The sequence below is a fragment of the Yoonia sp. TsM2_T14_4 genome (genome assembly GCF_049602355.1).
Classification (GTDB): domain Bacteria; phylum Pseudomonadota; class Alphaproteobacteria; order Rhodobacterales; family Rhodobacteraceae; genus Yoonia; species Yoonia vestfoldensis_A.
In genome coordinates this window covers 450,825-465,484 of sequence record NZ_CP187137.1, presented here as the reverse complement: position 1 = coordinate 465,484, position 14,660 = coordinate 450,825, and the positions used below count along the sequence as shown (strand labels likewise).

Below are 14,660 nucleotides of genomic sequence, written 5' to 3'. Positions count from 1 at the left end.
TACTTCTTATTTCCCCAAAATACTCCTGCCAGAGGCGCGGCCCCACCGGACCTATCCTTGGGGCAGGATCACGCCGGGGTTCATGATGCCCTGGGGGTCGAGCGCGTCTTTGATCGCGCGCAGCATCGCAAGTTTTGCTGCATCACCGTAAAGCTGTAGATCATCCACCTTGGCCCGTCCGATTCCGTGTTCAGCACTGACCGATCCGTCCAGCGCAGCCACCAGATCATGAATCGTCTGTTGTATGGCGGGACGTAAGGCGTCGTAGTCCATGCGCATCCGACCCTTGGCCGGAAAGACATTGTAATGCAGGTTGCCGTCGCCCAGATGGCCAAAGCAGTTGATACGCATATCGCTCAGGGCTTGCACGGCGGCCGACGCCTGCGCAATGAATGCCGGCACCGCGCTCAGCGGCAGGGCGATGTCATGCGAGACAATAGACCCGATCCGGCGGTTCGCCTCGGGAATATTCTCGCGGATGGCCCACAGCGCCTGCCGCTGGGCCGCCGATTGCGCGATCACCCCGTCAAGGACAAGCCCCGCGTCAAACGCATCCGTGAACAGCCGTTCAAGTGCGGCATCAGGATCGCCACTGGCGGGCAGACCAAGATCGATCAGCACGCTCCATTCGGGGATTGCGTCGAGTGGCTGGCGCACGTCCGGCCCCACTTCGGCCAGAAAGTCGAACCCTTGCCGGTGCATCAGCTCGAATGCCGATAGACCATCGCCAATCTGTGCGCCTGCCAGCGCGAGCAGGTCAAGCGCCGCCTGCGGCGATGGCACCGCCAACAATGCTGCACCCAGATGCACGGGGCGCGGCACCAGCCGCAGGGCAGCGGCGGTGATGATCCCCAGCGTTCCTTCGGCCCCGATCATCAGGTTGCGCAGGTCATAGCCGGTGTTGTCCTTGCGCAGCCGCGTCAGCCCGTGCCAGATCGTACCATCGGGGCGCACGACCTCAAGGCCCAGACATAGCGCGCGCGCATTGCCGTAGCGCAGCACGTTAACCCCGCCTGCATTGGTAGCCAGCAAACCGCCGATCCGTGCCGATCCTTCGGAGGCGAGCGAAAGCGGGAACAGCCGGTCCAGGTCTTCGGCGGCCTGTTGCACATGGGCAAGGATCGCACCCGCCTCGCAGACCAGCACGTTTTCGGAGGGATAGACCGCGCGTATCTTGTTGAGCCTCTCCAGCGACAAAACCACCGGCGCCGGACCATCTGGCATGACCTGCCCGCCGACAAGGCCGGTGCCGCCGCTATAGGGCACAATCGCCACGCGCGCCTGCGCACAGGCCGCGACCACAGCGGCGACAGCGGCTGTATCGGCGGGCGCCACGACCAGCCCGTGCCCCTGCCAGCGCCCGCGTGGTTCGTTGAAATAGGCAGCGCTGTCCGGACGGAAGGCGGCGGCATCCAGAAGCCCGCGCAAAAGGTCTTCAAATTCCGGTGTCACCGCATTCAGCATCTAACCCACATCCGTCTTGCCGCGCCTGTCGTGGCGCAGGTTGGCGTATAGCACATGGTTGCGCCAGCGGCCGTTGATCTGCAAATAGCTTTGCGCGACACCTTCGTATTTATAGCCGCATTGTTCGAGCAGCCTCCGGGACGGGGTGTTTTCCGGCAGGCATCCGGCCTCGATCCGGCTGAGGTCCAGCACGGTGAAGGCGTGGTGGACGACAGCCTGCACCGCCTCGCGCATATAGCCTTGCCGCGCGAAAGGCGCGCCGATCCAATAGCCGGTGATCCCCGATTGCGCAGGGCCACGTTTGATATGGTCCAATGTAATTGCCCCTAAAAGCGCATCATCGGACCGGCGGAACAGGAACAGGGGCAAGGCCGAGCCTTGGGCGATAGACCGTTGCGCCCAATAGACGCGGTTGGTGAACCCCCTGCGCGACAGATGGTCAGAGGCCCAGCTTGGCTCCCACGGGGTCAGGAAATCCGCGCTGGCCTGCCGCAGGGCGGCCCAGGGGCGAAAATCCGTGTGCATGGGCGCGCGCAGGGTCAGTCGTTCGGTTTCGATCCTAACCTTGCGCTTGATGCCCAGCATTACGCGGCAAGCCGTGCTTTCAGCGCATCCAACGTCGGGGCCTGATCGGCCGGGCCGTAAAGCGCCAAAGCTGTGCCAACCTGCCCCGCCATTTGTGCGGCAAAGGTTTTCACGTCGCCGGTGGTCACATCATCGATATGGGCGATGGTTTCCTCTATCCCCGGAATCCGGTCCCAGATCGACAACAGACGCGCCAACCGTTCGGCACGGTTCGAGGGGCTTTCAAGGCCCATCAGCATTCCGGCCTTCATCTGCGCGCGGGCGCGGGCCACCTCGGCGTCAGACATGTCGTCGGCGGCGCGCTTCATTTCGTCAATCGTCAGATGTGCGAGTTCGGCGATCTGCTCGGCGCTCGTGCCGGCATAGATCGTGGTCATGCCGGTGTCCTCATAGGCGCCGGCCTGTGCAAAGATCGTGTAGCATAGCCCACGGTTTTCGCGGATTTCCTGAAACAGCCGCGAGGACATGCCGCCGCCCAAGGCGGTCGCATAGATCTGCGCAGTGTAGATCGCGGGGTCGCGATAGGTCGGCCCTTCGAGGGCAAGCGCGAAGTGCACCTGTTCCAGCGCCTTGGTCGCGCGCCGTTCGCCGCCGATGAATTTTGCAGGCTGCAACAGGCCCGCCGCACGCTCGACCCGTGGTAGATGCCCGAAAAGAGCCTCTGCCTGCCGGACGATCGCGTCGTGATCAACGGCACCGGCGGCGGCCAAAATCATCTGGTTCGGCCCATAATGTTCCGCAACGAAGCGGTCCAGATCGCCCTTGGCAAAGGTGCTGACGCGCGCGGCCTCGCCCAGAATGGACCGGCCAAGGGGTTGGTCAGGATAGGCTTCTTCCTGCAACCAGTCAAAGATGATGTCGTCAGGGGTATCCAGCGTCTGACCGATTTCCTGCAGGATCACGCCGCGTTCAACCTCGATTTCCGCATCTTCGAACAGCGGGTTCAACAGGATATCGGCGATGATATCAAGGCCGAGGGCCACGTCATCTTCCAGCACGCGGGCGTAATAGGCTGTCATCTCGCGGCTGGTATAGGCGTTGATATAGCCGCCCACATCCTCGATCTGTTCAGCGATCTGCAGGGCGGTGCGCGATTTGGTGCCTTTGAAGGCCATATGTTCCAGAAAATGCGCGATACCGTTCTGTTCGATCCGTTCGTGCCGCCCGCCCGCCAGCACCCAGATACCGATGCTGGTGGATTTCAGGCCGGGCATCTGTTCGGTGACGATGCGCAATCCGTTGGACAGGGTGTGTTGCTGGATGGTCAAGATATGATCCGTTCCTTGATGACGGCTTGCAGCGCCGCCAAATCTGCTGCGACAGGTGTGACCCGTTCGGGGCGGTCGTACAAGTCCGCCATCCGCGCGGGTAGCGGGGCCGATATGCCTGATGCCGCCTTGACCGCGTCGGGGAATTTGGCGGGATGGGCGGTGGCAAGTGTGACCATCGGGACGCTGCCCAGATGCGCCTGCGCCACATGCGCGCCCACGGCCGTATGCGGGCACAATAGTTCGCCATGCTGCGCAAGGTAGGTTTTGATCGTGGTGCTTGTGTCTTCTTCTGACGCGCGGCCCGATTTGAACGCAGCCGTCAGCATGTCATAGGCCCCTTGCGAGATTTTGAAACCGCCGGATTTCAGATCTTCCATCTGGCTGGCCACCGCTGCCCCGTCTTGCCCATAAGCATAGAACAGCGCGCGTTCAAAGTTGGAACTGACCTGAATATCCATCGACGGGCTGATTGTCGGCGTCACACCTTGCTTGGTGTAGGCCCCTGTCAGAAGGGTCCGGTGCAAAATATCGTTACGGTTGGTCGCCACCACCAGATCGGCAATCGGCAGGCCCATCTGTTTGGCAATGAAACCTGCGAAAATGTCACCAAAATTGCCGGTCGGTACAGTGAAACTGACAGGGCGGTGCGGCGCGCCAAGGCTGACAGCGGCGGTGAAATAATACACCACCTGCGCCAGCACGCGGCCCCAGTTGATCGAATTGACCCCCGCCAAACGCACATCATCGCGGAAAGCGAAATCATTGAACATATCTTTGACCAGCGCCTGACAATCGTCGAAATCGCCCGCCACAGCCAGCGCATGGACATTCGCCTCGGTGGGTGTGGTCATCTGGCGGCGCTGCACTTCGGATACGCGGCCATGGGGGTAAAGGATAAAGACATCAACCGCCTTGAGCCCGCGAAACGCCTCGATCGCCGCCGATCCGGTGTCGCCGGACGTTGCGCCCACGATCGTCACACGGTCGCCCGAACGGGACAGCGCGGCCTGAAACATCTGGCCGATCAGCTGCATCGCGAAATCCTTGAACGCCAGCGTCGGCCCGTGGAACAATTCCAGCAGGTAATGATTGCTGTCCACCTGCACCAAAGGCGCGCGAGCGGCATGACCGAAACCGGCATAGGCGCGGCTGATCAGATCGCGGAACTGTGCATCGGTAAAGGTGTCGCCGATAAAGGGTCGCATCACGTCGAAAGCGACGTCTTCATAAGATTTTCCCGCCATTGCCGCGATCTGGGCATGCGACAGGGTCGGGATGTCCTCGGGCACATAAAGCCCGCCGTCACGCGCCAGACCTGTCAGCATTGCTTGTTCAAAGGTCAGCACGGGCGCCGTGCCACGGGTCGAGATATAGCGCATGATCAGGCGTCCTTTGGCCGAAGAGTGCGGAGGATCAGGAAAAGGGACATAACGGCCCAGACGATGGCCAGCAAGAACCATGTGACGGCATAAGCAAAGTGGTCGTTCTTGATATCGGCGGTTGCGACAGGCAGCGCCGTCAGGCGCGGGTCGGCGGGGGTGGTCGCGGTGGCGACGACCATCACCGGCAGGCTGTCCATTGCTGCGGCCATCGTATCTACATTACGGGCGAACCAGATATTTGCGGGCAGGTCGGGGTCTGGCGTGCTGCTGGTCTGGTCATCGGGCCACACCAGCGTGCCGGTGACCTGCATCGGTGCCAGCAATGGCGCGGCGGCCTTGGCATCCAGAGGCAACAGCCCCTGATCCAACAGAATCGTCAGACCGTCATCCGTCGCGAACCGTGAAATGACCCGGTAGCCGGTCCCTGCCGCAGTGCCGGACACCAGCACATGCAGCTCCTCGCCCGTGGGGGTGCCCGACAGGGTCACGCGGGTGTATTCATCCGCAGCCTCGGTCACATCAGGGGTGAAATGTTGAGGATCGGCGTCCAGTCGCGCGTTGATATTGGCAAGGATGTCTTGTTTCCACGCCAGCCTGTCGATTTGCCACAGCCCCAGCCAGAGCAGTACGCCACAGCCAGCCACACCGAGCAGCACGGGAAAGATGATCTTGCGCAGCATATCACGCCTTTGATGGAAAAAACGCGCGGGGATGCCGCGCGCTTGATTGTTTGGGGTGGGTCGGGGTGAACCCTGGCTTACGCGCCCCAGATATAGATGGCCGCGAACAGAAACAGCCAGACCACATCGACAAAGTGCCAGTACCAGATCGCAGCTTCGAAACCGACATGCTTTTCCGGTGTGAAATGGCCCCGTTCAGCCCGCAACAGGCAAATCAGCAAGAAGATCGCCCCAATGACAACATGTGCGCCATGAAAACCTGTCGCCATGAAGAAGTTCGCATAATGAATCTCGCCACCAAAGGTGTAGCCGTCCTGCGTCACGAGGATCCAGTATTCATAGGCTTGGAATGCCGTAAAGATCGCCCCGAAGATGATCGAGAGCACCAGACCCAGTTTCAGGTCTTTGCGGTTATTTTCATGGACCAGCGCGTGATGCGCCCAGGTCGCAGCACAGCCAGAGATCAGCAAAAGCAATGTGTTGATCAACGGCAGGCCAAATGGATCAATCGCATAGATTTCCGGCTTGATGTATTCGGTGCCCATATAGGTTTCCATCGGATACATCTGATGCTTGAAGAACGACCAGAACCAGGCCGCAAAGAACATCACCTCGGACATGATGAACATGATAAAGCCATAGCGCAAACCGATCCGCACCACGGGGGTGTGATCGCCTGCTTGGCTTTCGGCAACCACGTCGGACCACCATGCAAACATGACGTAAAGCACGGCAATCAGACCCATCAGGAAGACCCATGGACCCGATTCATGCATCCACAGAACAGAGCCAAACAACATCACGAAGGCTCCTAGCCCCCCAATGAAAGGCCAGATCGAAGGTGGCAGAATATGGTAATCGTGGTTTTTCGTATGCGCCATCTGGTGCGTTCCCTATCGGCTATCTTCAGTAAGTCTCTATGGCGTCTTGCGACGCCGGTGTCAAAGCTGTCGCGTCGGCCGAAGCCTGCATGTAATCGGACGGCAGGTCGATCTCGAAAAAGGTATAGCTCAGCGTGATCGTATGCACATATTGACCTTCGCGGTCATCGACGATGTCGGGGTGCACGAAGAACGACACCGGCATCAGCACCGTTTCACCCGGCGCCAGCACCTGCTGGGTAAAGCAGAAACACTCGATCTTGTCGAAAAATCCACCCGCCTCATAAGGCGTCACATTATAGGATGCCTGCCCTGCAATAGGCACGTCCAACGGGTTATGCGCCTCGTAGAACACCAATGCGGTTTCGCCGATGCGCAATTCGACTTCGCGCTGCACCGGCTTGAAGGTCCAGGGCATGTCGCGGGCAAGCGAGCCGTCAAAGCGCACCTTGATCGTTTCGTCCAGAATAATATCGCTGTCGCCTGCGGCAACGCTTGTTGTCCCGCCAAAGCCGGTGACACGGCAGAACCAATCATAAAACGGCACCGATGCCCATGCCAGCGCCCCCATGACGACGACAAGCGCCGTGGCCTGCGCGGCGCTGCGGTGAATACCTTTCAGGCGCGGGAACAAAGTCACTGGCCAACCTCCGTCTCAGGCACCAGTTGCGGACGCGGCGCGTGGTCAAAGGTTTCAAACTGACGGATATTGTCCAGCTGCAAAACCTTGACCACAGTCAATCCAAAAACGATGGCGATAAAGCCCACCAGCAGCAGACCGACACCGGCATTGCGCCCTTTGCGGCGCGTATGCAGTTCGTGTTCGACGCGGATTACCATGACCAGCCTCCTAAACCGTAAAGCCGCAACGCGGCCTCGACCAACAATGCGCCAAAATGCGCGAACAGATAGTAAAGAGAGACTTTGAAAACCTTGATCTCAACCGCGTGTTTGTCGGCCTCGCAGGCGGCATCGTCGCGCTGCCAGATGTCATAAGCGCCTTTCAGGAACCAAACATTCATCACCACGGCGACCGCCATGTAGAACGGCCCACCAATCGACGTCAGCCCCAGGCCCAGCGCCACCGGCACCAGCAACAGCGTGTAAACAATCACATGCCGCCGTGTCACATCGCGCCCATGGGTTTCAGTCAGCATTGGCACACCGGCACGGCCGTAGTCAGATTTCACAAACAGCGCGAGCGCCCAGAAATGCGGCGGCGTCCACATGAAGATCAGCGCGAACATCAAAAGCGATTCGATGCTCACCCCACCCGTGGCAACCGCCCATCCGATCATCGGCGGGAAAGCACCCGCTGCGCCACCGATGACGATGTTCTGCGGCGTCGCGCGTTTCAGCCACATCGAATAGACAACCAGATAGAAAAAGATCGTGAAGGCCAACAAACCGGCGGCCAGAAAATTCGTCGCCAGCCCCAGCAGCACGATGGCGAACCCCGACAGCGCGGCACCAATTCCCAGCGCCTCGCCCGGTGCAACGCGCCCCGATGGGATGGGCCGGCCTGCCGTGCGTTTCATCACGGCGTCGATATCGGCGTCCCACCACATGTTCAGCGCCCCTGACGCCCCTGCCCCGACAGCGATGCACAGGATCGCCACGAACCCAATGAACGGATGCACCGGCACCGGCGCGACCAGCAGCCCCACAAGGGCCGTGAACACAACCAGCGACATGACCCGCGGCTTGAGCAGGGCAAAGTAATCGCCCATGCCCGCCTCGTGGCCCGCCTTTTGGGTCGTGTGGTCGTTGGCGCTGAAATCAGTCATTGGCAGTCTGTCCTTGCAAAGTGCGGTACAATCACGCTGATGGCGGATCCGTCAGGTGAAAGGTGACCCGCCCGTCGATCAGGACAAGCCCTTCTCGTCGGCCAACCATGCGTCATATGTTTCCTGGCTGACCACTTTGACGGTGATAGGCATATAAGCATGTGCCTGACCGCAAAGCTCCGAACATTGGCCAAAGTAGATGCCCTCACGTTCCGCAGCGAACCAAAGTTCCGCCAGACGGCCAGGGATACCATCTTGCTTGACGCCAAATGCGGGGACAGTCCAGGAATGGATCACGTCGGCCGCAGTCACCTGCATCACGACGGTGGCACCGACCGGCACAACAACGGCTGTATCAGTCGCCAGCAGATATTGGTCTTGCGTATAGCCAAACTGTTCCAGCTCTTCGCGGTTCAACAAAAAGCTCTCAAAGCTGACATCTTCGTCTACATATTCATAGCCCCAGTACCACTGGTAGCCCGTCACCTTGATGGTGATATCCGCCTCGGGGATTTCCTGTTGCTTGAACAGGATCGGCAGCGAAAAAGCACCGATGAACACAAGGATGACGATCGGCACCACGGTCCATGCGACTTCGAGCGGGGAATTATGTGTGAACCCTGCAGGGTTCGGGTTGCGGCGGGCATTGTAGCGCATGATCACATAGATCAGCAGGCCGGTCACAAAGACGGTGATCACCGTGATGATGACCAGCAGCATGGAATCAAGCCACACGACATCGCGTGCCAGTTCAGTCGCCGATGGCTGGAAACCCATCCCGCCGGGCAGCGGCTGGCCCACGATTTCGAGGTCCTGGCCAATGTTTTGTTGTGCCATCGCCGTGCTGCCTGCCAGAACCAGACCCAGCGTGGTCCAGACAGAGGTTGCAAAGGTGTTCAGTCGCATGTTGTACCCTAACTTCATAAAGCCTCGCGGCCCTGATCCCCGGTCAGTCCGCTCGGGCTACGGGCGGAATCCCATTGTCTTGATGCGCCCATGTCCCATATCCTGACGCACAACTCAAGAACTGCTGTTGCGGCAAACAGACGCTTTTGTCCCTGAATGTTGCCGCCAAAGGATATTGCTATGACCGCCACCCCTTTTCGCCCGTTCGAAACCCATCTGGATCAGGCGCGCGCGCTTGCTTTGCTGCGCGCGGCAACGGCGGGGGCTGATGATGGCGAATTGTTTATCGAAAGGCGCAAGTCTGAAATGCTGTCGCTGGATGACGGGCGCATCAAGACAGCCAGCTTTGATGCTTCCGAAGGATTCGGGCTGCGCGCCGTGCGCGGCGAGACCGCAGGCTATGCCCATGCAACCACGATCGACGAGCACGCATTGCACCGCGCCGTCTCGACAGCGCGGCTGGCAGTGGGCGATGGCGGCGGGGTGATGGCGGATGCACCAGCAGGCACCAACGCCAAGCTTTACAGTGATGATGATCCGATGCTGCAGGCCAGCTTTCCCGCCAAAATCGACGTTTTACGCGAAATTGACGCCTTTGCCCGCGCGCTTGATGCGCGTGTCGTGCAGGTGTCGGCCAGCCTTGGTGCTTCGCATCAAGAGGTGGTGATCCTGCGCCCCGAAGGTACGCTGGTTACCGATACCCGCCCGATGTCGCGCATCAATATCAGTGTGATCGTGGAACAGAACGGCAAGCGCGAAAGCGGCGGCATGGGCGGCGGCGGGCGCACCGGCCTGATCGGGCTGATCAGCCGCGACCATTGGGAACCGATCCTGCGCGAGGCGTTGCGCATCGCGTTGGTGAACCTTGACGCTGAACCTGCGCCTGCAGGGGTCATGGATGTTGTGCTTGGCCCCGGCTGGCCCGGTATCTTGCTGCACGAAGCCATCGGACACGGGCTTGAGGGTGATTTCAACCGCAAGGGAACCAGCGCCTTTGCCGGGCTGATGGGCCAGCAGATCGCGGCCAAGGGCGTGACCGTGCTGGATGACGGCACGATCCCCGACCGGCGCGGATCAATCACCGTCGACGACGAAGGCACGCCCAGCGCGCGCAATGTCTTGATCGAGGATGGCGTGTTGGTCGGCTATATGCAGGACCGCCAGAACGCCCGCCTGATGGGGGTTGCGCCCACCGGCAACGGACGGCGCGAAAGTTTCGCCCATACACCGATGCCCCGCATGACCAACACCTATATGCTGGCAGGCGACGCCAGCCCTGAAAGCCTTGTTTCGGAATTGAAAGACGGGATTTATGCGGTGGGTTTCGGCGGCGGTCAGGTCGATATCACCAACGGCAAGTTCGTGTTTTCCTGCACCGAAGCCTATCGCGTGAAAAACGGGATCATCGGCGCGCCGGTGAAAGGGGCCACGCTGATCGGCGACGGGGCGACCGCCTTGCAGCGGATCAGGGGGATCGGCAATGATCTGGCGCTTGACCCCGGCATCGGCAATTGCGGCAAAGCTGGTCAATGGGTGCCAGTGGGCGTGGGCCAGCCCAGCCTGCTGATCGGCGGTCTGACCGTCGGTGGCGCGGCGGCCTGATGCGGGCCGATTCGGGTAAGCGCATGTTCAGGGCCGCAGTACATGCGGCCCGCTGCATGTCAAAAAAGAATTTAAATCAGATATTTAAAAGAATATCGGCTGGGGGCGCGATACGATTCACGGGTTATTAATTGCAAAGGCGTACCCCTTGATCAGCAATAGGCGGAGCAAGGGATGACCCAACCGATTAAGTCTTCCATCCCCCCCCGACTCCCCCCCACCACGGAAGAGGATGTGATCAGCCATCTTCGCCTATTGCGATCCCGCCGCGTCGGCCCCGCCACCTATCGGCGCATGCTGGCCGAATATGGCACGGCCACCAACGCGCTGCATGCGTTGCCCGATGTCGCCCGCGCCGCCGGTGTCGCGGGTTACGAGATTTGCCCGATCGGTGTCATTCGCGCCGAATTGCAGGCCGCAAAGGCCGCGGGCGCGCGCCTGTTATGGGACAATGACGCACTTTATCCTGCGGCCTTGCGTGATATATCTGATGCGCCAGCGTTTTTATGGTGTCTGGGGCAGACAGAATTGCTGACGCGCCCGATGATCGCCCTTGTCGGCGCGCGCAACGCGTCATCGCTGGGCACTCGCATGGCGCGCAAGCTGGCAAATGATCTGGCTGATGCGGGCTATGTCGTGGTGTCCGGCCTCGCACGTGGCATCGACACGGCGGCACATCTGGGCGCGCTGGCGGGTGGCACCGTGGCGGTGCAGGCCGGTGGCGTCGATGTGATCTATCCGGTCGAAAACACCCAGCTGGCCCATGACATCGCCAAACAGGGGCTGCGGATCGCGGAAATGCCGATGGGGCTGCAACCGCAGGCGCGGCATTTTCCGGCGCGCAACAGGATCATTTCAGGAATAGCGCAGGCCGTTGTCGTGGTCGAGGCTGCGGCGAAATCAGGCAGCCTGATCACCGCGCGCAATGCGCTGGATCAGGCGCGCGATGTGCTGGCGGTGCCGGGCCATCCGTTCGATGCCCGCGCGGCAGGCTGCAACATGCTGCTGCGCGACGGCGCGACATTGGTGCGATCCGCCGATGACGTGATCGAGGCGTTGGCACACAAACCGGTTATTACAACACCTGTCCCGCGACAGGCGCCGCAGGCCCGCCCTGCGCTGCGCAATATTGCAGCGCTGCACGCGATGATCCTGCAGCGACTTGGCCCTGCCCCCGTCGCCGAAGACCAGCTGTTGCGCGACCTTGCAGTGTCTGCCACCGACGTGGGCCCCGCCCTTGTCGATCTGGAGCTTGATGGCAAGATCACGCGACAGGCCGGTGGGTTGCTGGCACGCGCGGTGTAGCGACAGGACTTTCTGGCCTCCGGCGGGGATACTTCGGCTCTGAAGATGGGCGGAAATTTCGTGTCATTGACATTCACGTCGTCGTCGCCACATCTTGCGCCACTTGAACAAAGCCGCGCAGATAAAGGATTCCCATGCCCGTCGTCGTTGTCGAATCCCCCGCAAAAGCCAAGAAAATCAACGAATATCTTGGCAAGGGCTATATTGTTCTGGCGTCCTACGGCCATGTTCGCGATCTGCCGCCAAAGGATGGGTCGGTGCTTCCTGACGACGATTTCGACATGAAATGGGAAATCGCGACCGACAGCAAAAAGCACATCAAGGCCATCGTGGACGCGCTAAAAACCGACAATGAACTGATCCTTGCCACCGACCCCGACCGCGAGGGGGAAGCGATTTCATGGCACCTGACCGAAGCACTGACCGAGAAGAAAGCGATCCGCAAGGACACGCCCGTCAGCCGTGTGGTGTTCAACGCGATCACGAAAACCGCTATTCTTGAGGCGATGAAAAACCCCCGGCAGGTCGATGCGCCCTTGGTCGAGGCTTATCTTGCGCGCCGCGCTTTGGATTACCTTGTCGGGTTCAACCTGTCGCCCGTTTTGTGGCGCAAACTGCCCGGTGCGAAATCGGCTGGCCGCGTGCAATCGGTTTGCCTGCGCCTGATCGTCGAGCGCGAGATGGAGATCGAGGCATTTCGCAATCAGGAATACTGGACCGTCAAGGCCCAGCTGCAATCGCCGCGCGGCCAGATGTTCGAGGCGCGCCTGACCGCACTGGCGGGCAAGAAGCTTGATAAATTCGATCTGGGCAATGCCACGCAGGCCGAATTGGCGGTGCAGGCGGTCACTTCGCGCGATCTGAAAATCACATCGGTCGAGGCAAAACCCGCCATCCGCAACCCCAGCCCGCCCTTCATGACATCAACCCTGCAACAAGAGGCCAGCCGCAAATATGGCATGGGTGCCAAGCAAACGATGAGCGTGGCCCAGCGTTTGTACGAATCCGGTCTGATCACTTATATGCGGACCGACGGGATTGACATGGCGCCAGAGGCCGTGACCGGCGCGCGCGACGCGATCAAGGCGAAATTTGGCGCGCAGTACCTGCCCGATCAGCCGCGCATCTATAAAAACAAGGCCAAGAACGCCCAAGAAGCGCATGAATGTATCCGCCCCACCGACATGATGGTTGGTGCCGATCAGGCCGATATCAAGGATGTCGACCAGCGCAAGCTATATGACCTGATCTATAAACGCACGCTGGCCAGCCAGATGGCGGCGGCACAGCTGGAACGGACGGTCGTTGACGTGGCAAGCGCCGATGGGCAGGTGATCCTGCGCGCGAATGGGCAGGTCATGGTGTTCGACGGTTTCATCGCAATCTACGAAGAAGGCCGCGACGATACTGCCGATGACGACGACAAACGCCTGCCACAGCTTGCGCAAGGCGAAAAGGTCGTGAAGCAATCGGTCGATCCAGAGCAGCATTTCACCCAGCCTCCCCCTCGCTATACCGAGGCGACGTTAGTCAAGCGGATGGAAGAATTGGGAATCGGGCGGCCATCGACCTACGCCTCGATCGTGACCACGATTCAGGATCGCGGCTATGTCGAAAAGGACAAAAACCGCCTGATCCCGCAGGACAAGGGCCGATTGGTCACCGCCTTTTTGATGAATTATTTCCAGAAATACATCGGTTATGATTTTACCGCCGATCTGGAAAACCAGCTCGACGAGGTAAGCGCGGGCAACGCCGATTACAAAAAGGTACTGGACCGGTTCTGGCGCGATTTTTCCGCCGCCATCGGCGAAACCGCTGATCTGCGTATTGGCGAAGTGCTGGACAAGATCAACGAGGTGCTGGAACCGCATCTGTTTCCGCCCACTGCCGATGGCACCGATCCGCGCCTTTGCCCCAATTGTGGTGCAGGCCGCTTGTCGATGCGCACGGCGCGGTCGGGTGGTGCGTTCATCGGCTGTTCGAATTACCCCGAATGCCGCTATACTCGCCCCTTTGGCCCACCTGATCCAGAGGCTGAAAAATCCGCGATCCCGCCCGATGGCAAATTGCTGGGGCATGACGCGGGCGATGAAATCCGCATCTTCAAAGGGCGTTTCGGCCCTTATGTGCAGCGTGGCGCCACATCCGAGGCCAACCCCAAACCCGACCGCACCGGCGTGCCCGAAGGCTGGCCTGCGGAAGAGGTCGATCTTGAACAGGCGCTGCGCCTGTTGCAACTGCCCCGCCAGATCGGGCCACACCCCGAAGATGGCATCATGGTCTGGGCAAATATCGGGCGGTATGGTCCTTATCTCAAACATGCGGCCAGCACGTCCGACAAAGGCGGCACCAATGCCAATCTGGACGGGATCGACGAGGTCTGGACCGTGGGCATGAACCGCGCCGTGCAATTGCTGGCCGAAAAGGTCGCCTCGCGCGGCGGGCGTGGCAAGGCCGCGGCCCCGATACGCGAACTGGGCGACCATCCGCAGGCGGGTGGTGCAGTCAATATCTATGACGGCAAATACGGCCCTTATGTAAAATGGGACAAGATCAACGCGACGATCCCCGACACGATCACGCCCGATGATCTGACACTGGCGCAAGCCATCGACCTGATCGACGAACGTGCCGCCAAGGCCGGAAAAAAGAAGCCGTCGGCAAAGAAGCCTGCGGCCAAAAAACCTGCCGCCAAAAAACCTGCCGCCAAGAAACCTGCCGCGAAAAAGCCTGCACCAAAGAAAGCAGCAACCAAGTAACGGTGCTGCAGCGCGGCGATTGACTTTGCGCGGGG

Annotated in this window: 13 protein-coding genes; 3 read left to right on the top strand and 10 right to left on the bottom strand. The window is 60.3% G+C overall.

The genetic code is table 11. The features are described 5' to 3' along the window. Positions 1–51 precede the first annotated feature (51 nt). The 10 genes from ACPF9B_RS02175 to coxB form a co-directional block, all read right to left on the bottom strand. The gene (locus tag ACPF9B_RS02175) at positions 52–1,464 is read right to left on the bottom strand and encodes an FAD-binding oxidoreductase (RefSeq protein ID WP_424178915.1); all 1,413 of its coding nucleotides are present in this window, start codon (positions 1,462–1,464) and stop codon (positions 52–54) included. Then, the gene (locus ACPF9B_RS02170; RefSeq protein ID WP_007205628.1) at positions 1,465–2,049 is read right to left on the bottom strand and encodes a GNAT family N-acetyltransferase; all 585 of its coding nucleotides are present in this window, start codon (positions 2,047–2,049) and stop codon (positions 1,465–1,467) included. Beyond that, on the bottom strand, positions 2,049–3,317 hold the full coding sequence (locus tag ACPF9B_RS02165; RefSeq protein WP_007205629.1) for a M16 family metallopeptidase: 1,269 nt from the start codon (positions 3,315–3,317) through the stop codon (positions 2,049–2,051). The genes ACPF9B_RS02170 and ACPF9B_RS02165 overlap by 1 nt, the downstream gene beginning before the upstream one ends. Further along, entirely contained in the window at positions 3,314–4,699 is a 1,386-nt protein-coding gene (gene thrC, locus ACPF9B_RS02160; RefSeq protein WP_007205630.1) for a threonine synthase, read from the bottom strand. Before thrC ends, ACPF9B_RS02165 begins: the two co-directional genes overlap by 4 nt. A gap of 2 nt (positions 4,700–4,701) precedes the next feature. Further along, on the bottom strand, positions 4,702–5,382 hold the full coding sequence (locus ACPF9B_RS02155) for an SURF1 family protein (RefSeq protein ID WP_424178912.1): 681 nt from the start codon (positions 5,380–5,382) through the stop codon (positions 4,702–4,704). Positions 5,383–5,459: 77 nt separating this feature from the next. Continuing rightward, on the bottom strand, positions 5,460–6,263 hold the full coding sequence (locus ACPF9B_RS02150; RefSeq protein WP_007205632.1) for a cytochrome c oxidase subunit 3: 804 nt from the start codon (positions 6,261–6,263) through the stop codon (positions 5,460–5,462). Positions 6,264–6,288: 25 nt separating this feature from the next. Beyond that, positions 6,289–6,903, bottom strand: a complete 615-nt coding sequence (locus ACPF9B_RS02145; protein WP_007205633.1) for a cytochrome c oxidase assembly protein — start codon at positions 6,901–6,903, stop codon at positions 6,289–6,291. Next, positions 6,900–7,103: a hypothetical protein gene (locus ACPF9B_RS02140; RefSeq protein WP_007205634.1), complete on the bottom strand. Its 204-nt coding sequence runs from the start codon at positions 7,101–7,103 to the stop codon at positions 6,900–6,902. Before ACPF9B_RS02140 ends, ACPF9B_RS02145 begins: the two co-directional genes overlap by 4 nt. Further along, a complete protein-coding gene (gene cyoE, locus ACPF9B_RS02135; protein WP_424178909.1) occupies positions 7,097–8,050 on the bottom strand; it encodes a heme o synthase in 954 nt (317 codons plus the stop codon). The genes ACPF9B_RS02140 and cyoE overlap by 7 nt, the downstream gene beginning before the upstream one ends. Positions 8,051–8,128: 78 nt before the next feature. Then, the gene (gene coxB, locus ACPF9B_RS02130; protein ID WP_007205636.1) at positions 8,129–8,956 is read right to left on the bottom strand and encodes a cytochrome c oxidase subunit II; all 828 of its coding nucleotides are present in this window, start codon (positions 8,954–8,956) and stop codon (positions 8,129–8,131) included. A 180-nt stretch (positions 8,957–9,136) separates the two neighbouring features. Between coxB and tldD the strand changes: the two genes are divergently transcribed. From tldD to topA, 3 genes are all read left to right on the top strand, one after another. Further along, entirely contained in the window at positions 9,137–10,558 is a 1,422-nt protein-coding gene (gene tldD, locus ACPF9B_RS02125; RefSeq protein ID WP_424178907.1) for a metalloprotease TldD, read from the top strand. A gap of 174 nt (positions 10,559–10,732) precedes the next feature. Beyond that, positions 10,733–11,863 carry a DNA-processing protein DprA gene (gene dprA / locus ACPF9B_RS02120; protein WP_424178905.1) on the top strand — a complete coding sequence of 377 codons (1,131 nt, stop codon included), beginning with the start codon at positions 10,733–10,735 and terminating at the stop codon, positions 11,861–11,863. A 134-nt stretch (positions 11,864–11,997) separates the two neighbouring features. Beyond that, complete coding sequence (gene topA / locus ACPF9B_RS02115; RefSeq protein ID WP_424178903.1) at positions 11,998–14,625, top strand: type I DNA topoisomerase; 2,628 nt, start codon at positions 11,998–12,000, stop codon at positions 14,623–14,625. Positions 14,626–14,660: the final 35 nt, after the last annotated feature.